A 20,484-nucleotide genomic window follows, 5' to 3' on the forward strand; every position below is an offset into this window, starting at 1 on the left:
CGGTCAGGGGATCTCGACACCTTCGTTGAGCAGCATGTCCACCAGGCGGATCAGCGGCAGGCCCACCAGGCTGGTGACGTCCTCGCCCTCGGTGGCGCGGAACAGGCTGATGCCCAGACCTTCGGCCTTGAAACTGCCGGCGCAGTCGTAGGGCTGTTCGAGTTCCAGGTAGCGCTCGATGCGGCTGTCGTCCAGTTCGCGAAAATGCACGGTAAAAGGGATGCAGTCGACCTGGATGCGGCCGCTGCCGCTGTCCAGCAAGGCCAGTCCGGTGAGGAAACTCACGCTGGTGCCGCTGGCGGCCCGCAGTTGCTGCTTCGCGCGCTCGAAGGTGTGCGGTTTGCCGAGGATGCTGTCGCCGAGTACGGCGGCCTGGTCGGAGCCGATGATCAGGTGGTCCGGATAGCGTTCGGCCAGTGCCCAGGCCTTGCTTTCGGCAAGTCGGCGCACCAGTCGCTCGGCGTCTTCGCCAGGCAGCGGGGTTTCGTCGATCTGCGGTGCGCAGCTGTCGAACGGCAGATGCAGGCGCGAGAGCAGTTCCTGGCGGTAGCGTGAACTGGATGCGAGAAGCAGGCGGCGCATGATTCCTCCTTTATATATAGGTGTGAAATTGTATGCGTTCGACGATGAGGCGGGGCGGAATTCCTTTGACAGGCCGCGGACGCGTCCCTAGAATGCCGCGCTTATGTTGAAAGGACCGATACCTCCGCACGTTGATCCGCGCAAGCTCGCTGACCGGGCGGCCACCCTCGAGGGTGAGCTGCAGCTGTCACAGCTCGAGCGGCTCACTGATCCTCTCGAGAGCGATCAGGGTGTGGTGCGCGCCAGTTTTGACTTCGGGCGCGACGAGCAGCGTACTGTGGTGATCCACAGCCGGCTCGATGTTGAGGTCAAGATGATTTGCCAGCGTTGTCTGGAGCCGGTTGTTCTGCCGATTCACAGTGAATGCGATTACGCGGTTGTGAATGAGGGGGCGAACAGCCAGCACCTGCCCAAGGGGTACGACGTGCTGGAAGTGGGAGAGGATCCTCTGGATCTGCTGGCGCTGGTCGAAGACGAGCTGTTGCTCGCTCTGCCGATTGTTCCACTCCATGACCCTGAAATTTGCCAGCCGCCGGTTGGGCCAGATGAGCCTGAGCCGAGTGAGGACGAGGTAACGCGGTCCAACCCGTTCAGCGTACTGGCGCAGTTAAAGCGTGACCCAAACGTTTAGGAGTTGATCCAAATGGCTGTTCAGCAGAACAAAAAATCCCGTTCCGCCCGCGACATGCGTCGTTCCCACGATGCCCTCGAGGCGAACGCCCTGTCCGTGGAAAAGAGCACTGGTGAAGTTCACCTGCGTCACCACGTTTCCCCGGACGGTTTCTACCGTGGTCGCAAAGTGGTCGACAAGGGCGCTGACGAGTAATCCTTGTCCGCTCCGGTCATCGCGATCGACGCAATGGGTGGGGACTTCGGTCCCCGCTGCATTGTTCCGGCCAGTCTGTCCTGCCTGGCTGAAAATCCCTCGCTGCATCTGGTCCTCGTCGGCCAATCCTCCCTGCTCGAACAGCTCGCCGCCCGGTATCCGCGGCTCGATCGCTCGCGCCTGCGCATCGTCGATGCGCCTGAAACGATCGGCATGGACGAGCGCCCCACGCAAGCCTTGCGCAGTAAGTCGCGTTCCTCCATGCGTGTCGCGCTCGAGCTGGTGCGCGACGGCGATGCACACGCCTGCGTCAGCGCCGGCAATACGGGCGCGCTCATGGCGCTGGCGCGGCAAGTGCTGAAAACCCTGCCGGGAATCGATCGGCCGGCCATGGCCACGGCGCTTCCCACCCAAGGCAAGCCTTGTCTGCTGCTGGATCTGGGGGCGAATGTCGACTGTACTGCCGAGCAGCTCTATCAGTTCGCGGTAATGGGGGCGGTGGTGGTCGAGTCCCTGGGGGTGGCTCGACCGCGGGTCGCCTTGCTGAATGTCGGCACGGAAGAGATCAAGGGCAACCAGCAGGTGAAACTGGCGGCGAGCCTCCTGCAGCAGGCCGGTGATCTCAATTACCAGGGCTTCATCGAGGGCGACGGGTTCTACCGTGGCGAGGCCGATGTCGTCGTGTGCGATGGCTTCGTCGGCAACGTGTTGCTCAAATCCAGCGAGGGGCTGGCCGAGATGCTGGTGGCGCGGGTCGAGGCGCTGTTCAGGCGCTCGCTGGGCGCGCGGCTGGTGGGCGCCCTGGCGCTGCCGCTGCTGCGGCGGCTGCGCGCGGACCTCAATCCGGCTCAGTACAATGGCGCCAGCTTTCTCGGGCTCCAGGGGATCGTGGTCAAAAGCCACGGCAGCGCCGGAAAGGAGGGTTTCAGGTCGGCGGTCCGGCGGGCTGCCGAAGATGTCGAGCATGATCTGCCTGGACAGCTTCACGGCAGGCTGGAGCGCTTCCTGTCGGAGGGGCGGCTATCCGGAGTGGCGGATGATGTGACTGCCGCGGATGGCCCGCCATCCAACTGAAATTCGGTGCGTCCGCTCGCGGGCGTGTTCTTCAAGACGAACAGAACCATAAGAGAGCCGTTTCATGTCTGCATCATTCGCTTTCGTCTTTCCCGGCCAGGGCTCGCAGTCCCTCGGCATGCTCGCCGAGCATGGCGCCCAGCAGCGCGTGATCCTCGACACTTTCGCCGAGGCGTCCTCGGCGCTGGGCTACGATCTCTGGGCGCTGACCCAGCAGGGTCCCGAAGAGCAATTGAACCAGACCGACAAGACCCAGCCGGCCATTCTGGCCGCTTCCATTGCGCTGTGGCGTTTGTGGGCGGCCGAGGGGGGCGCGCGGCCCGCGTTCGTCGCCGGTCACAGTCTCGGTGAATATTCGGCCCTGGTGGCAGCCGGCAGCCTGTCGTTCGCCGATGCGGTCAAGCTGGTCGAGCTGCGTGGCCAGCTGATGCAGCAGGCGGTGCCGGCCGGGCAGGGCGGCATGGCGGCCATTCTTGGCCTGGACGATGCCGACGTGCTGGCGGCCTGCGCCGAATCCGCGCAGGGTGAGGTGGTCAGCGCGGTCAATTTCAATGCGCCGGGCCAGGTGGTGATCGCCGGCAGCGCGGCGGCCGTCGAGCGTGCCATCGAGGCGTGCAAGGCCAAGGGCGCCAAGCGCGCCATGGCGCTGCCGGTCAGCGTACCCTCCCACTGCGATCTGATGCGTCCGGCCGCGGAGCGTTTTGCCGCGTCGGTGGAGGCCATCGCCTGGCAAGCCCCGCAGATTCCGCTGGTGCAGAACGTCAGTGCGGCGGTGGTCGCGGATCTGGATACCCTCAAGCGCGACTTGCTGGCGCAGCTCTACAGCCCGGTGCGCTGGGTCGAATCCATGGTCGCCCTGGGCGAGCGTGGTGTCACGGGCCTGGTCGAATGCGGTCCCGGCAAGGTCCTGTCGGGGCTGAACAAGCGCTGCGTCAAGGGCGTCAGCACCTACAATCTCGATACCCCCGAAGCCTTCGCGGCGACTCGCGCTGCGCTGGCTTGAACAAGGAGAACGCTATGAATTTGCAAGGCAAGGTGGCGCTGGTAACCGGCGCGAGCCGCGGCATCGGGCAGGCCATTGCCCTCGAGCTGGGCCGTCAGGGCGCAATCGTCATCGGCACGGCAACCAGCCCGGCAGGTGCCGAACGCATCGCCGAGACGCTGAAAAGCAACGGTATCGAAGGTGCCGGCCTGGTGCTCGACGTGGGCAATGACGAGTCGGTCAGCAGCACGCTGGAACATATCCAGCAACATCTCGGGCAGCCGGCCATCCTGGTCAACAATGCCGGTATCACCCGCGACAACCTGATGCTGCGGATGAAGGATGACGAGTGGTACGACGTCATCAACACCAACCTCAACAGCCTGTATCGCCTGTCCAAGGCGGTGCTGCGCGGCATGACCAAGGCCCGCTGGGGGCGAATCATCAACATTGGTTCGGTGGTTGGTGCCATGGGCAACGCCGGGCAGGTAAACTACGCCGCAGCCAAGGCCGGTCTGGAGGGTTTCAGTCGTGCATTGGCTCGTGAGGTCGGCTCGCGTGGCATCACGGTGAATGCCGTGGCGCCGGGTTTCATCGATACCGACATGACTCGCGAGTTGCCGGAAGCCCAGCGTGACGCTCTCCTGGGGCAGATTCCCCTGGGGCGTCTCGGTCAGGCCGAAGAAATTGCCAAGGTCGTCGCTTTCCTGGCTTCGGACGGCGCTGCCTATGTCACCGGGGCCACGGTTCCGGTGAATGGCGGCATGTACATGAGCTGAATGTGACGCCAAACGCAGGAGGGCAGTCATAAGGGCTGCCTTAAATTAGCTATAAAACCGCAGCCGGTTTATAGACAGATGGTTGGAAGCGGGTTCATGCTTGCCTGCTTTCAACTTGAAATGCGGAAAACGCTTTCTATACACTACCGCGCAGACCAGCTGCCTGATTTTTCCATAGGAGTGAAAACAAGGTATGAGCACCATCGAAGAACGCGTCAAGAAAATCGTTGCCGAGCAACTTGGCGTTAAAGAAGAGGAAGTAACCAACAGCGCTTCCTTCGTCGAAGACCTGGGTGCCGACTCTCTTGACACCGTCGAGCTGGTGATGGCTCTGGAAGAGGAATTCGAGACCGAAATCCCGGACGAGCAAGCTGAGAAGATCACCACCGTTCAGGAAGCCATCGATTACATCAACGCGCACGCGCAATAAGTTGTAATCCGCTTCGGAACCAGGAAAGCCGCACTGCCTTGAACGGGGTAGTGCGGTTTTTCTTTAGAGAGGGAATCATCCCGGTCACCTAGCTTTCATGCAGCTGAACCGAGGACTGTTCCTGTCTCGGCAAGAGTCGGTCGATGGGAATCGAGCCAAGTACGTTTAGGTATAGGAGTAATTGCTGTGTCGCGTAGACGCGTCGTGGTCACCGGGATGGGCATGCTATCGCCACTGGGTAACGATGTGCCGAGCAGCTGGCAAGGCATTCTGGCCGGCCGCAGTGGTATCGGCCTGATCGAACACATGGATCTTTCCGCCTACTCCACTCGTTTTGGCGGGTCGATCAAGGGTTTCGAGGTCGAGCAGTATCTGCCCGCAAAAGAAGCGCGCAAGCTCGATCTGTTCATTCAATACGGCCTCGCCGCCAGCTTCCAGGCGGTGCGCGATTCGGGCCTGGAGATCACCGATGCCAACCGTGAGCGCATCGGGGTGGCCATGGGCTCCGGTATCGGCGGGCTGACCAATATCGAGAACAGCTGCAAGGCGCTGATCGAGCAGGGCCCGCGGCGTATTTCGCCGTTCTTCGTGCCTGGCTCCATCATCAATATGGTGTCCGGCTTCCTGTCGATCCATCTGGGATTGCAGGGCCCCAACTATGCCATCGCCACCGCCTGCACCACCGGCACGCACTGCATCGGCATGGCTGCACGCAACATTGCCTATGGCGAGGCCGACGTGATGATCGCCGGCGGTTCCGAAATGGCCGCCAGTGGCCTCGGCATCGGTGGCTTCGCTGCAGCACGGGCGCTCTCCACGCGCAATGACGACCCGGCCGGTGCCAGCCGTCCCTGGGACAAGGGGCGCGATGGGTTCGTGTTGTCCGACGGTGCCGGCGCGCTGGTGCTCGAAGAGCTGGAGCATGCCAAGGCGCGTGGCGCGCACATCTATGCCGAGCTGATCGGTTTCGGCATGAGCGCCGATGCCTTCCATATGACCTCGCCGCCGGATGACGGGGCGGGCGCGGCGCGCTGCATCCGCAATGCGCTGAAGGATGCCCGGCTGAATGCCGACCAGGTGCAGTACATCAATGCGCACGGTACCTCCACGCCGGCGGGCGACAAGGCCGAGGCCGCGGCGATTCACAATGTGTTCGGCGACCATGCCTATGAGCTGTCGGTGAGCTCGACCAAATCGATGGTCGGCCACCTGCTCGGCGCCGCCGGCGCAGTCGAGGCGATCTTCAGCGTGCTGGCGATTCGCGACCAGGTGGCGCCGCCGACCATCAACCTGGACGAGCCGGACGAAGGTTGCGATCTCGATTTCGTGCCGCATCAGGCCAAGTCGAGGCCGATCGACGTTGCGATCTCCAATTCCTTCGGCTTTGGCGGCACCAACGGCTCGCTGGTGTTCCGTCGGTTCGCCGAGTGATATCGAGCTGGCTGGATGGGCAACCCGGCGACGGGTTGCCCGTTCATGACCGCGGACTGGCCTATGGCGACGGCCTGTTCGAAACGATCCGGGTCGTAGATGGCCGACCGTTGCTGTTCGAACGGCACCTGCAACGGCTGGACGAAGGCTGCCGGCGCCTCGCCATACCCATCGATCTAGAGCTGTTGCGCGGGGAGCTTGTGCCTTTTTGCCGGGACCTCCGGCAGGGTGTAGCCAAGTTGATCCTCACGCGCGGCACCGGGCAGCGTGGCTACGCACCGCCGCAACCCTGCCAGCCGCGGCGATTGCTGCTGGGTTCAGCCTTGCCGGGCTATCCAGCGCAGCATGCCGAATCGGGAGTGCGGCTCTTTCCTTGTGCTACACGCCTGGCCGAGCAGCCGCTGCTGGCCGGTATCAAGCATCTCAACCGCCTCGAGCAGGTTCTGGCGCGGGCCGAATGGCAGGATTCGCGCTATGCCGAGGGGCTGATGCGCGACATGTCCGGCCGGGTGGTCGAGGGCGTGTTCAGCAACCTGTTCCTGGTTGCCGATGGCGAGTTGCGTACCGCCTCGCTGCAGCGCTGCGGCGTGGCCGGTGTGATGCGTGCGGAGATCATCGCCCAGGCTTCACGGCTGACGATTCCGGTTGTCGAGTGCGACATTGCCTACGACGAGCTGCTGCGCGCGGATGAAGTATTCGCCTGTAATAGCCTCTATGGCGTCTGGCCCGTGATCGGCCTGGCCGAGCGCGCCTGGCCGGTCGGTGCGCTGACCCGTAAACTGCAATCCGTTGTCGCCGATCTGTTGAGTAATTCGTGATTCGTAAACTGTTCATTCTGCTGCTGGCGCTCATGCTGCTGGCGTTCATCACGCTGGGGCTGGTCGCCTGGAAGCAGTACGCTGCGCTGGAGCAGCCGCTGATCGTGGCCGAGACGCAGCTGCTCGACGTGCGGCCGGGCGATACGCCCAGCGGTGTATTCCAGCGCCTCGAAAGCCAGGGAACATTGACGGGCTCCTTTTGGTTGCGCCTCTACTGGCGTTTGAACCTGTCCGGGCTCAGCCTGCATAGCGGCGAATACAGCCTGGCGCCGGGGATGAAGGTGCGAGACATGATCGGCCTGTGGCAGCGTGGCGAGGTCGTGCAGTACGGCCTGACGCTGGTCGAGGGTTGGAATTTCCGCCAGTTGCGTGCCGCCCTGGAGAACCAGCCCAAACTGCAGCAGACGTTGGTCGGCTTATCCGATCAGGAAGTCATGGCGCGCCTCGGGCAGCCCGAACTGCATCCCGAGGGGCGCTTCTTCCCCGATACCTATCGCTTCACCCGTGGCACCAGCGACCTCGACCTGCTCAAGCGGGCCTTCGCGCGGCTGGAGCAGGTGCTCGACGAGGAATGGCAGCAGCGTGGGGAAGGCTTGCCGTACAAGGACGCCTACCAGGCATTGATCATGGCCTCGATCATCGAGAAGGAAACCGGTGTGCCCGGCGAGCGTGGCGAGATCGCCGGGGTCTTCGTCCGCCGGCTCGAGCGGGGCATGTTGCTGCAGACCGATCCGACCGTGATCTACGGGATGGGCGAAGCCTATCGCGGACGAATTTCGCGCAGCGACTTGCGTACGCCGACGCCCTACAACACCTACACCAGCGCCGGACTGCCGCCGACGCCGATCGCCATGGTCGGGCGCGAGGCGATTCATGCGGCGCTGCATCCGGTCGCCGGCAAGAGCCTCTATTTCGTCGCCCGTGGCGATGGCAGCCACGTATTCAGCGATACCCTCGACGAGCACAACCGCGCGGTGCGCCAGTACCAGCTCAAGCGGCGCGTGGACTACCGCTCCAGCCCCCCGCCGCGGCAAGCGCCCCCGGCAACCAGCGAGAATGCCCAATGAACGGACTCTTCATCACCCTGGAAGGGCCCGAAGGCGCGGGCAAGAGCACCAACCGCGAGTATCTCGCCGGGCGTCTGCGCGCGCGCGGGCTGGACGTCGTGCTGACGCGCGAGCCGGGCGGGACGCCGCTGGCCGAGCGCATTCGCGAGCTGCTGCTGACCCCGGCCGACGAAGCCATGGCCGTGGATACCGAACTGTTGCTGGTCTTCGCCGCCCGCGCCCAGCATCTGGCGCAGGTCATCCGGCCGGCGCTGGCGCGCGGCGCGGTGGTGCTCTGCGATCGTTTCACCGATGCCACCTATGCCTACCAGGGCGGTGGCCGCGGCCTCTCGCTGGAGCGGATCGCGCAACTGGAAACCTTCGTCCAGGGCGACCTGCGCCCGGACCTGACGCTGATCTTCGACCTGCCGGTGGACGTGGGACTGGCCCGCGCAGCGGCGCGGGGCCGGCTGGATCGATTCGAGCAGGAGGGCATGCGCTTCTTCGAGGCCGTCCGCCGCGCCTATCTGGAGCGTGCCCAGGCTGCACCGGCGCGCTACCGCATCCTCGATGCCGGCCAGCCGCTGGCGGCGGTGCAGCAGGATATCGAGGCGCTGATCCCGGAATTGCTGGAGCGCCTGCATGGCTGACGTCCTCCCCTGGCAGGCCGATCTCTGGCAACAGCTGGCGGGCCGTCAGCAGCATGCACACGCCTATTTGCTGCACGGCCCCGGCGGGATCGGCAAGCGCCTGCTGGCCGAGCAGCTGATGGCGCTGCTGTTGTGCCAGCGGCCGTCGGGCAACGCCGCCTGCGGACAGTGCAAGGCGTGCCAACTGCTGGCAGCGCAGACGCACCCGGACCATTACGTTCTCGAACCCGAGGAGGCGGACAAGGCCATCCGGGTCGACCAGGTTCGCGACCTGGTCGGCTTCGTCACCCAGACCGCCCAACTGGGCGGGCGCAAGGTGGTGCTGCTGGAGCCGGCCGAGGCGATGAACCTGAATGCCGCCAATGCGCTGCTGAAGAGCCTCGAAGAGCCTTCCGGTGATACCGTGCTGCTGCTCATCAGCCACCAGCCCAGCCGCCTGCTGCCGACCATCAAGAGCCGCTGCGTGCAGCAGGCCTGTCCGCTACCGGGGCGCCAGCAGAGTCTCGACTGGCTCGCCGGGCAATTGCCGGAAGTTGCAGCGGAGTTGCGCGAACAACTGCTGACCCTGGCCGCAGGCTCGCCGCTGGCTGCGTTGAAGCTGCACGAGCAGAAGGTGCTGGAGCTGCGCGCGCTGGTGGTCGAAGGGGTGAAGAAACTGCACAAACAGCAGCAGTCGCCCAGCCAGTTGGCCGAGGGCTGGAATGCCCTGCCGCTGATCCTGCTGTTCGACTGGTTCTGCGAATGGGCGCATCTGATCCTGCGCTACCAGATGACCTCCGACGAAGCGGCGCTCGGCGCCGCGGACATGCAGAAGGTGGTGCAGTATCTGGCACAGAAAGCGCCACGGCACAAGGTCCTGGGCATGCAGGACTGGCTGCTCGAACAGCGGCAGAAAGTGCTGGGCAAGGCCAACCTCAACCGTGTCTTGCTTCTCGAAGCGCTGCTGGTGCAGTGGGCAAGCCTGCCCGGTAAGGGCTAGAATCGAGCAGACTTTTCGCTAGGAACACCGCATGAGCCTGCCAGCAAACCTCGGTCCGCGTAACGGCATCCTGTCCCTGACCATCAAGGACAAGTCGGTGCTCTATGCGGCGTTCATGCCCTTCATCAAGCACGGCGGGTTGTTCATTCCGACCAACAAGAGCTACAAGCTGGGCGACGAAGTGTTCATGCTGCTCAACCTGATGGACGAGCCGGAAAAGATCCCCGTCGCCGGCAAGGTGGTCTGGATCACGCCGAAGGGCGCCCAGGGCAGCCGCGCCGCCGGCATCGGCGTGCAGTTCAACGAAGGCGACAACACGGCGCGCAACAAGATCGAGACGTACCTGGCCGGTGCGCTGAAATCGGACCGGCCGACCCATACGATGTAGGCCGGCGGCCCGTTACGCGCCGTTGCGATTATCAGGTTCCTGCCTTTTGCTCTACAATCGCCCCTTTTTCGCGATGGCGAGTAGCAGCCCTCCATGTTGGTAGATTCCCACTGTCACCTCGACCGACTCGACCTGACGGCCCATGACGGCTCGCTCGATGCGGCGCTCGATGCGGCCCGGATGCGGGGGGTGGGGCATTTCCTGTGCATCGGCGTCAGCGCCGACAACGCCGCCGCGGTCAAGTCGCTGAGCGAGCGCTATGCCGATGTCGATTGCTCGATCGGCGTGCATCCGCTGGACCTGGAGCCGACCAGCCAGCCGGCGCTGGACTGGCTGCTGGCCGAATTGCAGCATCCCCATGCCGTGGCCATCGGCGAGACCGGGCTGGACTACCATTACGAGCCCGAGGCGGCGCAGCTGCAGCAGCAATCCTTCCGCCTGCATCTGGAGGCGGCCCGCCTGACGGCCAAACCGGTGATCGTCCATACCCGTGCGGCGCGCAGCGACACGCTGGCATTGCTGCGCGAGGCGGCTTTGCCGCAAGCCGGTGTGCTGCATTGCTTCACCGAAGACTGGGACATGGCCAGGGCCGCGCTCGATCTCGGCTTTTACATCTCCTTCTCCGGCATCGTGACCTTTCGCAATGCCGACGCCTTGCGCGAGGTCGCCCGCCAGGTTCCGGCCGACCGTCTGCTGGTCGAGACCGACTCGCCCTACCTGGCGCCGATCCCGTACCGTGGCAAGGCGAACCTTCCGCAATACGTGCGCGAAGTGGCCGAGTTCCTCGCCGATCTGCGCGGCGTCGCCCTCGAGGAACTGGCCGAGCAGACGACCGGCAACTTCAAGCGGTTGTTCCCATTGGCGAGAGTGGCCGGCTGATCGCTCCTGGCCCGCTCGGCAGGTGGTGTCGATGATTTGCCGGGCATGATCCGGGCCGGAGCGCACCGATTGTCCATCCCACGTGTTCAGGCACGTGGTCTTACCCCGTCGCATAGACCTGCAAGGTGATGTAATGACCCGCGACACGCTGCACACCGGCCCGCTCCAGCGTGGCCTGAAGAACCGCCATATCCAGTTGATCGCCCTGGGTGGCGCCATCGGCACCGGTCTGTTCCTGGGTTCGGCCGGGGTGCTGAAAAGCGCCGGGCCCTCGATGATCCTCGGCTATGCCATCGGTGGCTTCATCGCCTTCCTGATCATGCGCCAGCTCGGCGAGATGATCGTCGAGGAGCCGGTCGCCGGTTCCTTCAGCCACTTCGCACACCAGTACTGGGGCAGCTATGCGGGCTTCCTGTCGGGCTGGAACTACTGGGTGCTCTACGTGCTGGTGGGCATGGCCGAGCTGACCGCGGTCGGCAAGTACGTGCAGTTCTGGTGGCCGGAGATTCCCACCTGGGCCACGGCGGCGGCGTTCTTCGTGCTCATCAACCTGATCAACCTCAGCAATGTGAAGGCCTTCGGTGAAACCGAGTTCTGGTTCGCCATCATCAAGGTGGCGGCCATCATCGGCATGATCCTGCTGGGGTTGTTCCTGCTGTTCAGCGGCCATGGAGGCGAACAGGCGAGCATCAGCAACCTATGGAGCCACGGCGGTTTCTTCCCCAACGGCTTCAGCGGGATGGTGATGGCGCTGGCGATCATCATGTTCTCGTTCGGCGGCCTGGAGCTGGTCGGCATCACGGCGGCGGAAGCGGCCGATCCGAAGACGGTGATTCCAAGGGCGATCAACCAGGTGGTCTACCGCATCCTGATCTTCTACATCGGCGCGCTGACCGTGCTGCTGGCGCTCTACCCGTGGGATGCGCTGTTGCAGACCCTGGGTGCGGCCGGCGACCCCTACAGCGGAAGCCCCTTCGTGCAGATATTCTCGCTGATCGGCAGCGATACGGCGGCGCACCTGCTCAACTTCGTCGTCCTCACCGCGGCGTTGTCGGTGTACAACAGCGGCGTGTATTGCAACAGCCGCATGCTCTACGGCCTGGCCGAGCAGGGCGACGCGCCGCGCGGGCTGATGAAGGTGAACCGCCGCGGTGTGCCGGTGCTGGCCATCGGCGTGTCGGCGCTGGTGACGCTGCTGTGTGTGGTGGTGAACTACCTGCTGCCGCGTGACGCGCTGGAGCTGCTGATGTCGCTGGTGGTGGCGGCGCTGGTGATCAACTGGGCGATGATCAGCCTGGCCCACCTGAAGTTCCGCAGGGCGATGCAGCGCCAGGGCGTGGAGCCGAGCTTCAAGGCGTTCTGGTTTCCCTTGAGCAACTACCTGTGCCTGGCCTTCGTGACCGGGATCCTGGTCATCATGCTGTGGATTCCCGGTATTCGCATGTCGGTGTTTGCCATTCCGCTCTGGATCGGATTCCTCTGGCTTTGCTTCCGTCTGCGCCAGGCACGCCTGGTGGCACGTACGGCATAGGCCGAGCAGTGGAGCGTGGCGTAAAAAAGGTTCATCGCGCTTTCTTGGGGAAGCAAGGATTGACACCGGACTGGCAAGTTTGGGTGTGTTGCTGCCATTTGGTTTGGGCTTGCGCCTTGGTGATCAGGGCGCTTACCGAGTGTGCTGACACTTCTGGTTTCGGCCCCTCGGCCGAGTCACTTGACTCGCTTCGCTCGCCCTTCGGGCCAGCCTGCGGCTGTTACTCCGCTACGCTCCGTATCTCGTTGCTTGCCGAGAACGTAACCAAAGAAGAAGGGCACCCGACATCCGGGTCTGTCCGCTGCGCGCCCAGACTTCCCTCCTTCCGGTGCCGCTCCGGGGGCCGTCACGATGGGACGTCCCTACCTCGGCGGCCCCGTCCATCGTTCCTCGCTCGGCGTCCTGCCTCGCGTCCCCCTGCACGACACCTCCACTCGGCCTTCTGACGGGGGAATGGAGTCCGAGCCGCCTGAAAGGTCGTTGATGTTTGCTTTGAGCTTTTTTTTGCACGAACCATCAGGCGACGCTCAACGCCCCTTCAGGAGGGTGAGCGGAATCGTTGCGTAGGGGGTTGAGCGGCATGGACGCCGCGAGAGACGCGAAGGGACAGGGACGTCCCTTCGCGGCGTGCCCCTGGAGCGGCGATGGAGCGAACGGACCCGGAGCGAAGCGCAGGGCCGTATGCAGGGGCAAGACTTTTTGGTTCCTTTTGGGGCGACTGCCAAAAGGAACTCGCCCAGCGGGGCGAAACCAAGCATTCAAGCAGCTCGATAAACGCCAGTGAAAGCAAAACTTTCATTCAGCACACCCAATCTTGCCTGTCCGGTGTCAAGCAGCCTGTCCCCATGAAATGCGAAGAACCTAAAAAAAACCCGGTTTCCAGGGAAGCCGGGCCAAGACCATTAGGAGTATGAAATCGCAATCCTCGCGACCTCATCTGACAGGCAGTGGGGGGATTGCCTAGCCAGTTACTCAAGTATTAGCCCGATCAGAGGGCTTTGCAGGCCGGATTTCCGTGCTTTTTAAACGCATTTGGAATACATCCGGCCGTGGCTGATTGCTTCAGTGGCCAGTGACGGCACGAAGCACGCCAAGGGTTTCATCGATTACCCGCGCCTCGGTATAGAAATGCGGCGAGAAGCGGATACCGCCGCCGCGCAAGGCGCAGACCACCTGTTGCGCCTTGAGTCGCTCGAACAGCTCGGTGTTGTCCCAGCCGGCGAGGCGAAAGGTGAGAATGCCGGAGCGCCGCCCGTGCTCGGCCGGCGAAAGTATCTCGACGCCGTTCAGCCCGCCAAGCCCCTGGCACAACCAGTCGATGCGCTCGGCCAGGGCCGCGGCGACCCGTTGCATGCCCACCTCCTCCAGCAGCGAAAGGCTGGCCTCCAGCGCCATGGCGCCCAGCAGGTTGGGGCTGCCGCACTCGAAGCGTCTAGCGCTACGTGCCGGCTCCCAGTCGATGCGGTCATAGTCGCCGGCGTGCTCCAGCATGTGCCAGCCATATTCGTGCAACTTCAACTGCTCACGCAGATCGCTGCGGCAGTAGAAGACGCCGAGTCCTTCCGGACCGAGCATCCATTTATGGCCATCGGCCATGGCGAAGGCGCAGCGGTTCTGCTGGACGTCGAAAGGCAGGGCGCCCAGTTGCTGGATCGCATCGATGCACAGGAGGACACCGCGTCGCTCGCAGCCTTCGCCCAGGCGGGCAAGGTCCAGGCGCATGCCGCTGGCGTATTGCACGGCGCTGATCGCCATCAGCCGCACCCGCGGGCCACACGCCGCCAGGAGATCGCCCTCGGGGTCGGCGCCCTTGAGGCCGACCTGGATGACCTCGACACCGAGTGGTCGCAACGCCTCCCAGACGACTCGATTGGACGGAAACTCTTCGTCGCTGATGACGATCTGGTCGCCGCTTTTCCAGTCCAGGCCGAAGGCGACGAAGGACAGCGCTTCCGAGGTGTTCTTCACCAGTGCGACGTCGGCGCTGGTCGGCGCATTGAGCAGGCGGGCCAGCCGCTGGCGCAGGCTGCGCTCCACCGTCAGCCATTGCGGATAGTCGCGTGCGCCGATGCTGACGTTCTGCTCGGCGAAAGCGCTGACCGCTCTGGCCGCTCGGCGGGGCCAGGGCGCGACGGCAGCATGGTTCAGGTATCGCAAACCGACTATTTGGGGAAATTCGTCATTTATTTGAATCATGAGTGGATGTTCCGTGCATTTCATGACCGGTTGGGCATAATGTCTGCCTCGATTTTTCACCCAAGCAGCCTCTTATGCAGAATGAACCTCGTAAGGTCCGCGAATTTCGTCGCCGCGAACAGGAAATCCTCGATACCGCGTTGCAGCTCTTTCTCGAACAGGGTGAAGACAGCGTCACCGTCGAGATGATTGCCGATGCGGTAGGCATCGGCAAAGGCACCATCTACAAGCACTTCAAGTCGAAGGCCGAGATCTATCTGCGGCTGATGCTCGATTACGAACGTGACTTGAACCAGTTGTTGCATTCTCCCGACGTGGATCGTGACAAGGAAGCCTTGTCGCGGGCCTATTTCGAGTTTCGCATGCGCGATCCGCAGCGCTACCGGTTGTTCGACCGCCTCGAGGAAAAAGTGGTCAAGGGCAACCAGGTGCCGGAGATGGTCGAGCAGCTGCACAAGATTCGCGCCTCCAACTTCGAGCACCTCACCCAGTTGATCAAGGGCCGTATCGCCGAGGGCAAGCTGGAAGATGTGCCACCGTACTTCCACTATTGCGCCGCCTGGGCCCTGGTGCACGGCGCGGTGGCGCTGTATCACTCGCCGTTCTGGAGCAATGTGCTGGAGGATCAGGAAGGCTTCTTCCAGTTCCTGATGGATATCGGCGTGCGCATGGGCAACAAGCGCAAGCGCGATTGAGGCGGGCGGGACCCCATGCGCTGCATCGTCGAACGCTACGGGATAGGTCCTGGATTTTGCTCGTGAATGGAATCGAACCTGGCGTGGATGCTGCATCGTGCGCTCGTTCGCCGGTTTTTCGTCACCGGTCTGGGAGATACACGATGCGTTTTCTGTTCGGGGCGCCTTGGTTGCTGGCGGTGCTGGTGCTGAGCGGTTGCATGAAGGTCAGTGACATGGCCGAAGGGACTCGCTATCACCTTCGCGATGCCGGCATTCTCGATTACAGCGACACCCGCCGCTCCAGCTCGTGGCGGCTGCAGCCGGACTCCTTCATCTATATTGCCCAGGGGCATTTCGTGCCGCCGGGCGAGGTCTATCCACGTCCGAACGTCGTGGCGGAGGAGGCTTTCAACGGCTTCGTCGAGTACTTCCCCATGGTCAGGCGTGCGCGCGAGCCGATGGGCCTGGAAGAGGCGCTGGCCCAGGCGTCGGCCGTCGGGGCTCATTACCTGCTCTACACTCGATTTGCGGCCGCGGATGATCGTATTGGCAGCTTCGACGAGTTGAATGAGCAGCGCGCACTCGATCGGCTTGGCGTCGATACGGGGGTGATCCAGCTTATGCTGGTGGAAACGGGCACGCGCTACCTGGTCGATACTGCTCGTATCCGCAGTCGCGGCGGGCTTGTCGGCCTGTACGATGCCAGGCCCGAGGAGTTGCTGAGGCCGCCGCTGCAGGATTATGCGCGCCGGCTGCTGGGACTGTCGCGCTGAGCGGCGAGGCACTGGCGGATCGCGTGAGCGTTGCCGGATAGATCGAGGGCGAGCGAATGAGCGATGCAGGCAAGGCGGGGGATTTGTTGGCACAGATCCCCAGAGGCGAGAAGAAAGGGTTGCCGCCGGTGCACCTGTGGAACCCGCCGTTCTGCGGCGATCTGGACATGCGCATCGCGCGTGATGGTACCTGGTACTACCAGGGCACGCCGATCGGCCGGCCTGCCATGGTCCGCTTGTTTGCCTCGGTGCTGCGTCGCGATGGCGACGATTATTTTCTGGTTACCCCGGTGGAGAAGGTGGGCATCCAGGTCGAGGATGCGCCCTTCGTGGCGATACACCTGGAGGTGAGCGGGCAGGGCGAGGAGCAGTCGCTGCGCTTCGTCACCAACGTCGAGGACGAGGTGGCGGCCGGCGGCGAGCACCCGCTGCGTGTCGAGTTCGACCCGCAGACCCGGGAGCCGGCACCCTACGTGCATGTGCGCGCCAATCTCGAGGCGCTGATCCATCGCAATCTGTTCTACCAACTGGTGGAGCTGGCGGTGCCGCGCCGGATCGATGGCGAGGAATGGCTGGGCGTCTGGAGCGGTGGCGAGTTCTTCCCCATCGGCCAGGCCGAGTGACGGCCCGGTTTCGTTTGCACGCCAGATGAAAAAGGCTCCCGAAGGAGCCTTTTTTCGTTTTACATGTTGGGGTAGTTCGGCCCGCCGGTGCCTTCCGGCGCCACCCAGGTGATGTTCTGCGCCGGGTCCTTGATGTCGCAGGTCTTGCAGTGCACGCAGTTCTGCGCATTGATCTGGAAGCGCTTGCTGCCGTCGTCGTTGCTCACGACCTCGTAGACGCCGGCCGGGCAGTAGCGTTGCGCGGGCTCGTCGTACAGCGGCAGGTTCTTCTCGATCGGGATGCTCGGGTCGGTCAGCTTCAGGTGGACCGGCTGGTCCTCTTCATGGTTGGTGTTGGAGAGGAAGACCGAGCTGAGCTTGTCGAAGCTGAGCTTGCCGTCGGGTTTGGGATAGTCGATCTTCTTCGCTTCGGCGGCGGTCTTCAGGCAGGCATGATCCGGCTTGGTGTCGTGCAGCGTGAGGGGGATCTTGCCGCCGAAGATGTTCTGGTCGATGAAGTTGAACGCGCCACCCATGACCGCGCCCCACTTGTGGATCGCCGCGCCGAAGTTGCGGCTCTTGTACAGCTCGTCGTACAGCCAGCTGTTCTTGAAGCCTTCCTCGTAGGCCGTCAATTCGTCGCCACCCTCGCGTCCGGCGAACAGTGCATCGGCCACCGCCTCGGCCGCCAGCATGCCGGACTTCATGGCCGTGTGGCTGCCCTTGATCTTGGCGAAGTTCAGCGTGCCGGCGTCGCAGCCGATCAGCGCGCCGCCCTTGAAGACCATCTTCGGCAGCGAGTTCAGGCCGCCCTTGGAGATGGCACGCGCGCCGTAGGAAACACGCTTGCCGCCTTCGAGGTACTGGCGGATCACCGGATGGTGCTTGTAGCGCTGGAACTCGTCGAACGGCGACAGGTGCGGGTTGCTGTAGGACAGGTCGACGATCAGGCCCACCACGACCTGGTTGTTCTCCAGGTGATAGAGGAAGGAACCGCCGGTGTTCTCGTCGTCCAGCGGCCAGCCCGCGGTATGCACCACCAGGCCCTGCTCGTGCTTGGCCGGATCGATGTCCCAGAGCTCCTTGATGCCGATGCCGTAGTGCTGCGGATCGACATTGGCGTTGAGCTGGAAGCGGTTGATCAGTTGCTTGCCGATGTGCCCGCGACAGCCTTCGGCGAACAGGGTGTACTTGGCCCGCAGTTCCATGCCCGGGGTGTACATGCCTTCCTTCGGATTGCCTTCGCGATCGACGCCGAGATCACCGGTGACGATGCCGCGCACCACGCCATTGTCGTCGATCAGCGCTTCCTGGGCGGCGAAGCCGGGGTAGATCTCGACACCGAGGTTCTCCGCCTGCTGGGCCAGCCAGCGGCACAGGTTGCCGAGGGAAATGATGTAGTTGCCTTCGTTGTGCATGGTCTTGGGGACCAGGGCATTGGGCAGTTTGCTGGCGGTGTCGGCGCTCTTGAGCAGGTAGATGTCGTCACGCTTGACCGGGGCGTTCAGCGGGGCACCGAGTTCCTTCCAATCGGGGAAGAGTTCGTTCAGTGCGCGCGGCTCGAAGACGGCGCCGGAAAGGATGTGGGCGCCTACTTCGGAACCTTTTTCGACGACGCATACGCTGATTTCCTGGCCGGCATCGGCGGCTTTCTGCTTCAGGCGGCAGGCTGCGGATAGGCCTGCGGGGCCGGCGCCGACGATAACGACGTCGAATTCCATGTATTCGCGTTCCATAGGCTTTCTCCTACTCAGGGCTTGGTTGTTATATAAGATGGAGGGCTATGGTCGTTCCCTGACCGAGCCGGGCCGGCGCATTATATATAGACGCTCGAGTCGGTCCAATACAAACGTTTGTTTGAATTTTCCGGAAGCCTGCTAGAATCGCCCAGCTGCCACTTTTATGACGGGTCATATGCGTTGTTGACCCCGTCTGCGGGGTGCAGTCAAGATACGGGCAGTTTGCGCTCGCCGAACAGGGCAGACGGTTGATCCAACCCAAAACCACGAGCAAGGCTCGGTTCGCCTCGGCGAAATTCTATTCACCGGAGAGTAACGAGGAATCCATGAAGGTTCTTGTAGCTGTCAAACGAGTGGTCGACTACAACGTCAAGGTTCGCGTCAAGGCGGACAACTCCGGCGTTGACCTCGCCAACGTCAAGATGTCGATGAACCCCTTCTGCGAAATCGCCGTGGAAGAAGCCGTGCGTCTGAAAGAGAAGGGCGTGGCGAGCGAAATCGTTGTCGTCTCCATCGGTCCGACCGCTGCCCAGGAGCAGTTGCGTACCGCGCTGGCGCTGGGCGCCGACCGCGCCGTGCTGGTCGAGTCCAGCGAGGAACTGAATTCCCTGGCCGTGGCCAAGCTGCTCAAGGCGGTGGTCGACAAGGAGCAGCCGCAGCTGGTGATCCTCGGCAAGCAGGCCATCGACAGCGACAACAACCAGACCGGACAGATGCTCGGCGCCTTGACCGGCTACGCCCAGGGCACCTTCGCCTCCAAGGTCGAAGTGGCCGGCGACAAGGTCAACGTCACCCGTGAGATCGACGGCGGCCTGCAGACCGTCGCGCTCAACCTGCCGGCGATCGTCACCACCGACCTGCGCCTGAACGAGCCGCGCTACGCGTCGCTGCCGAACATCATGAAGGCCAAGAAGAAGCCGCTGGAAGTGCTGACGCCGGATGCGCTGGGCGTCGCCACCGCCTCCACCGTGAAGACCCTGAAAGTCGAAGCCCCGGCTGCGCGCAGCGCCGGCATCAAGGTCAAGTCCGTGGAAGAACTGGTCGAGAAACTGAAGAACGAGGCGAAGGTAATCTAAATGACTATCCTGGTTATCGCTGAACACAACAATGCCGTCCTCGCGGCCGCGACCCTGAATACCGTTGCCGCTGCTGCCAAGATCGGTGGTGACATCCACGTGCTGGTGGCCGGCAGCGGTTGCGGCGCCATCGGCGAAGCGGCTGCCAAGATCGAAGGCGTGGCCAAGGTGCTGGTCGCCGACGACGCGGCCTACGCCAACCAGCTGCCCGAGAACGTCGCGCCGCTGATCGCGGGCCTGGCAGGTAACTACAGCCACGTGCTGGCCGCTGCCACCACCAATGGCAAGAACTTCCTGCCGCGCGTCGCTGCGCTGCTGGATGTCGACCAGATCTCCGAGATCATCTCGGTCGAAAGCCCGGATACCTTCAAGCGCCCGATCTACGCCGGCAACGCCATTGCCACCGTGCAGTCCAGCGCGCCGATCAAGGTCATCACCGTGCGTTCGACTGGTTTCGATGCGGTCAACGGCGAAGGTGGCTCGGCCAGCGTCGAGCAGATCGCCGGTACCGGCGATGCCGGCAAGTCGGCCTTCGTCGGCGAAGAGCTGGCCAAGTCCGATCGTCCCGAGCTGACCGCTGCCAAGATTGTCGTGTCCGGCGGCCGCGGCATGCAGAACGGCGAGAACTTCAAGCACCTGTACTCGCTGGCCGACAAGCTCGGTGCTGCCGTGGGTGCCTCGCGCGCCGCGGTCGATGCCGGCTTCGTGCCGAACGACATGCAGGTCGGCCAGACCGGCAAGATCGTCGCGCCGCAGCTGTACATCGCCGTCGGCATCTCCGGTGCCATCCAGCACCTGGCGGGCATGAAGGACTCCAAGGTGATCGTCGCGATCAACAAGGACGAGGAGGCGCCGATCTTCCAGGTGGCCGACTACGGCCTGGTGGGCGATCTGTTCGAGATCGTGCCGGAGCTGGAAAAGCTCGTCTGAGCCTGACTGGCCATCGAAGAAACCCGCTCATGCAGCGGGTTTTTTATTTCACCATGACTCCAGCCGTAGGTTGGGTTGAGGAGCGCAGCGACGAAG

The 20,484-nt window shown here is 63.4% G+C and carries 22 protein-coding genes; 19 read left to right on the top strand and 3 right to left on the bottom strand.

The window, feature by feature from the left end; all coding sequences use genetic code 11:
• Positions 1 to 3: 3 nt before the first annotated feature.
• Entirely contained in the window at positions 4 to 582 is a 579-nt protein-coding gene (locus CXK94_RS05275; protein ID WP_037043133.1) for a Maf family protein, read from the bottom strand.
• A 103-nt stretch (positions 583 to 685) separates the two neighbouring features.
• Between CXK94_RS05275 and CXK94_RS05280 the strand changes: the two genes are divergently transcribed.
• The 14 genes from CXK94_RS05280 to CXK94_RS05345 all read left to right on the top strand — a co-directional run bounded on the left by CXK94_RS05280 (position 686) and on the right by CXK94_RS05345 (position 12,395).
• Positions 686 to 1,213 carry a YceD family protein gene (locus tag CXK94_RS05280; RefSeq protein ID WP_102893540.1) on the top strand — a complete coding sequence of 176 codons (528 nt, stop codon included), beginning with the start codon at positions 686 to 688 and terminating at the stop codon, positions 1,211 to 1,213.
• Positions 1,214 to 1,225: 12 nt separating this feature from the next.
• A complete protein-coding gene (rpmF, locus tag CXK94_RS05285) occupies positions 1,226 to 1,408 on the top strand; it encodes a 50S ribosomal protein L32 (protein ID WP_037043129.1) in 183 nt (60 codons plus the stop codon).
• Positions 1,409 to 1,411: 3 nt separating this feature from the next.
• Positions 1,412 to 2,482 (top strand): phosphate acyltransferase PlsX, encoded by a 1,071-nt coding sequence (plsX, locus tag CXK94_RS05290; RefSeq protein WP_037043128.1) that lies wholly within the window; start codon positions 1,412 to 1,414, stop codon positions 2,480 to 2,482.
• Positions 2,483 to 2,546: 64 nt separating this feature from the next.
• Positions 2,547 to 3,485 carry an ACP S-malonyltransferase gene (gene fabD / locus CXK94_RS05295; RefSeq protein WP_102893541.1) on the top strand — a complete coding sequence of 313 codons (939 nt, stop codon included), beginning with the start codon at positions 2,547 to 2,549 and terminating at the stop codon, positions 3,483 to 3,485.
• 14 nt (positions 3,486 to 3,499) lie between these two features.
• Entirely contained in the window at positions 3,500 to 4,243 is a 744-nt protein-coding gene (gene fabG / locus CXK94_RS05300; RefSeq protein ID WP_037043124.1) for a 3-oxoacyl-ACP reductase FabG, read from the top strand.
• Between the two features lie 193 nt (positions 4,244 to 4,436).
• Entirely contained in the window at positions 4,437 to 4,673 is a 237-nt protein-coding gene (acpP, locus tag CXK94_RS05305) for an acyl carrier protein (protein ID WP_003283670.1), read from the top strand.
• A gap of 186 nt (positions 4,674 to 4,859) precedes the next feature.
• Positions 4,860 to 6,104 carry a beta-ketoacyl-ACP synthase II gene (fabF, locus tag CXK94_RS05310; RefSeq protein ID WP_037043122.1) on the top strand — a complete coding sequence of 415 codons (1,245 nt, stop codon included), beginning with the start codon at positions 4,860 to 4,862 and terminating at the stop codon, positions 6,102 to 6,104.
• Positions 6,104 to 6,922, top strand: coding sequence for an aminodeoxychorismate lyase (gene pabC, locus CXK94_RS05315; protein WP_102893795.1), 819 nt, complete (start codon positions 6,104 to 6,106; stop codon positions 6,920 to 6,922). The genes fabF and pabC overlap by 1 nt, the downstream gene beginning before the upstream one ends.
• The gene (gene mltG, locus CXK94_RS05320) at positions 6,919 to 7,989 is read left to right on the top strand and encodes an endolytic transglycosylase MltG (RefSeq protein WP_037043119.1); all 1,071 of its coding nucleotides are present in this window, start codon (positions 6,919 to 6,921) and stop codon (positions 7,987 to 7,989) included. Before pabC ends, mltG begins: the two co-directional genes overlap by 4 nt.
• Entirely contained in the window at positions 7,986 to 8,618 is a 633-nt protein-coding gene (gene tmk, locus CXK94_RS05325; protein ID WP_102893542.1) for a dTMP kinase, read from the top strand. The genes mltG and tmk overlap by 4 nt, the downstream gene beginning before the upstream one ends.
• Complete coding sequence (locus CXK94_RS05330) at positions 8,611 to 9,597, top strand: DNA polymerase III subunit delta' (protein ID WP_037043115.1); 987 nt, start codon at positions 8,611 to 8,613, stop codon at positions 9,595 to 9,597. Before tmk ends, CXK94_RS05330 begins: the two co-directional genes overlap by 8 nt.
• Before the next feature lie 31 nt (positions 9,598 to 9,628).
• Complete coding sequence (locus CXK94_RS05335) at positions 9,629 to 9,985, top strand: PilZ domain-containing protein (RefSeq protein WP_037043113.1); 357 nt, start codon at positions 9,629 to 9,631, stop codon at positions 9,983 to 9,985.
• A gap of 93 nt (positions 9,986 to 10,078) precedes the next feature.
• Positions 10,079 to 10,864 carry a TatD family hydrolase gene (locus CXK94_RS05340; protein ID WP_037043111.1) on the top strand — a complete coding sequence of 262 codons (786 nt, stop codon included), beginning with the start codon at positions 10,079 to 10,081 and terminating at the stop codon, positions 10,862 to 10,864.
• Between the two features lie 133 nt (positions 10,865 to 10,997).
• Positions 10,998 to 12,395: an amino acid permease gene (locus CXK94_RS05345; protein WP_037043109.1), complete on the top strand. Its 1,398-nt coding sequence runs from the start codon at positions 10,998 to 11,000 to the stop codon at positions 12,393 to 12,395.
• 1,062 nt (positions 12,396 to 13,457) lie between these two features.
• Here CXK94_RS05345 and CXK94_RS05350 read toward each other — a convergent pair.
• Positions 13,458 to 14,591 (bottom strand): aminotransferase class V-fold PLP-dependent enzyme, encoded by a 1,134-nt coding sequence (locus CXK94_RS05350; protein WP_102893543.1) that lies wholly within the window; start codon positions 14,589 to 14,591, stop codon positions 13,458 to 13,460.
• 74 nt (positions 14,592 to 14,665) lie between these two features.
• Here CXK94_RS05350 and CXK94_RS05355 point away from each other — a divergent pair, with 74 nt between their 5' ends.
• The 3 genes from CXK94_RS05355 (at position 14,666) to CXK94_RS05365 (ending at position 16,664) form a co-directional block, all read left to right on the top strand.
• Positions 14,666 to 15,286 (top strand): TetR/AcrR family transcriptional regulator, encoded by a 621-nt coding sequence (locus tag CXK94_RS05355; RefSeq protein WP_037043348.1) that lies wholly within the window; start codon positions 14,666 to 14,668, stop codon positions 15,284 to 15,286.
• A gap of 143 nt (positions 15,287 to 15,429) precedes the next feature.
• Positions 15,430 to 16,041 carry a DUF4823 domain-containing protein gene (locus CXK94_RS05360; RefSeq protein WP_037043350.1) on the top strand — a complete coding sequence of 204 codons (612 nt, stop codon included), beginning with the start codon at positions 15,430 to 15,432 and terminating at the stop codon, positions 16,039 to 16,041.
• 56 nt (positions 16,042 to 16,097) lie between these two features.
• On the top strand, positions 16,098 to 16,664 hold the full coding sequence (locus CXK94_RS05365; RefSeq protein ID WP_102893544.1) for a DUF1285 domain-containing protein: 567 nt from the start codon (positions 16,098 to 16,100) through the stop codon (positions 16,662 to 16,664).
• 59 nt (positions 16,665 to 16,723) lie between these two features.
• Here the strand turns inward: CXK94_RS05365 and CXK94_RS05370 are convergent, their stop codons facing one another.
• Complete coding sequence (locus tag CXK94_RS05370; RefSeq protein ID WP_102893545.1) at positions 16,724 to 18,379, bottom strand: electron transfer flavoprotein-ubiquinone oxidoreductase; 1,656 nt, start codon at positions 18,377 to 18,379, stop codon at positions 16,724 to 16,726.
• A gap of 329 nt (positions 18,380 to 18,708) precedes the next feature.
• On the opposite strand from CXK94_RS05370, the gene CXK94_RS05375 reads away from it, so the two are divergent.
• Both CXK94_RS05375 and CXK94_RS05380 read left to right on the top strand, forming a co-directional pair.
• Positions 18,709 to 19,458 carry an electron transfer flavoprotein subunit beta/FixA family protein gene (locus tag CXK94_RS05375; protein ID WP_102893546.1) on the top strand — a complete coding sequence of 250 codons (750 nt, stop codon included), beginning with the start codon at positions 18,709 to 18,711 and terminating at the stop codon, positions 19,456 to 19,458.
• On the top strand, positions 19,459 to 20,388 hold the full coding sequence (locus tag CXK94_RS05380; RefSeq protein WP_102893547.1) for an electron transfer flavoprotein subunit alpha/FixB family protein: 930 nt from the start codon (positions 19,459 to 19,461) through the stop codon (positions 20,386 to 20,388).
• Positions 20,389 to 20,484 lie beyond the last annotated feature (96 nt).

This window comes from Stutzerimonas stutzeri, assembly GCF_002890915.1.
GTDB lineage: Bacteria > Pseudomonadota > Gammaproteobacteria > Pseudomonadales > Pseudomonadaceae > Stutzerimonas > Stutzerimonas stutzeri_AF.

Excerpts from the sequence above, each read along its gene's own strand:
- tmk (WP_102893542.1), top strand. The coding sequence starts at position 7,986 with ATGAACGGACTCTTCATCACCCTGGAAGGGCCCGAAGGCGCGGGCAAG.
- CXK94_RS05335 (WP_037043113.1), top strand. The coding sequence starts at position 9,629 with ATGAGCCTGCCAGCAAACCTCGGTCCGCGTAACGGCATCCTGTCCCTG.
- fabG (WP_037043124.1), top strand. The coding sequence starts at position 3,500 with ATGAATTTGCAAGGCAAGGTGGCGCTGGTAACCGGCGCGAGCCGCGGC.
- CXK94_RS05280 (WP_102893540.1), top strand. The coding sequence starts at position 686 with ATGTTGAAAGGACCGATACCTCCGCACGTTGATCCGCGCAAGCTCGCT.
- CXK94_RS05355 (WP_037043348.1), top strand. The coding sequence starts at position 14,666 with ATGCAGAATGAACCTCGTAAGGTCCGCGAATTTCGTCGCCGCGAACAG.
- acpP (WP_003283670.1), top strand. The coding sequence starts at position 4,437 with ATGAGCACCATCGAAGAACGCGTCAAGAAAATCGTTGCCGAGCAACTT.
- CXK94_RS05345 (WP_037043109.1), top strand. The coding sequence starts at position 10,998 with ATGACCCGCGACACGCTGCACACCGGCCCGCTCCAGCGTGGCCTGAAG.
- CXK94_RS05360 (WP_037043350.1), top strand. The coding sequence starts at position 15,430 with ATGCGTTTTCTGTTCGGGGCGCCTTGGTTGCTGGCGGTGCTGGTGCTG.
- fabD (WP_102893541.1), top strand. The coding sequence starts at position 2,547 with ATGTCTGCATCATTCGCTTTCGTCTTTCCCGGCCAGGGCTCGCAGTCC.
- CXK94_RS05380 (WP_102893547.1), top strand. The coding sequence starts at position 19,459 with ATGACTATCCTGGTTATCGCTGAACACAACAATGCCGTCCTCGCGGCC.
- CXK94_RS05370 (WP_102893545.1), bottom strand. The coding sequence starts at position 18,379 with ATGGAACGCGAATACATGGAATTCGACGTCGTTATCGTCGGCGCCGGC.
- CXK94_RS05340 (WP_037043111.1), top strand. The coding sequence starts at position 10,079 with ATGTTGGTAGATTCCCACTGTCACCTCGACCGACTCGACCTGACGGCC.
- CXK94_RS05365 (WP_102893544.1), top strand. The coding sequence starts at position 16,098 with ATGAGCGATGCAGGCAAGGCGGGGGATTTGTTGGCACAGATCCCCAGA.
- CXK94_RS05375 (WP_102893546.1), top strand. The coding sequence starts at position 18,709 with ATGAAGGTTCTTGTAGCTGTCAAACGAGTGGTCGACTACAACGTCAAG.
- CXK94_RS05350 (WP_102893543.1), bottom strand. The coding sequence starts at position 14,591 with ATGATTCAAATAAATGACGAATTTCCCCAAATAGTCGGTTTGCGATAC.
- rpmF (WP_037043129.1), top strand. The coding sequence starts at position 1,226 with ATGGCTGTTCAGCAGAACAAAAAATCCCGTTCCGCCCGCGACATGCGT.
- CXK94_RS05275 (WP_037043133.1), bottom strand. The coding sequence starts at position 582 with ATGCGCCGCCTGCTTCTCGCATCCAGTTCACGCTACCGCCAGGAACTG.
- CXK94_RS05330 (WP_037043115.1), top strand. The coding sequence starts at position 8,611 with ATGGCTGACGTCCTCCCCTGGCAGGCCGATCTCTGGCAACAGCTGGCG.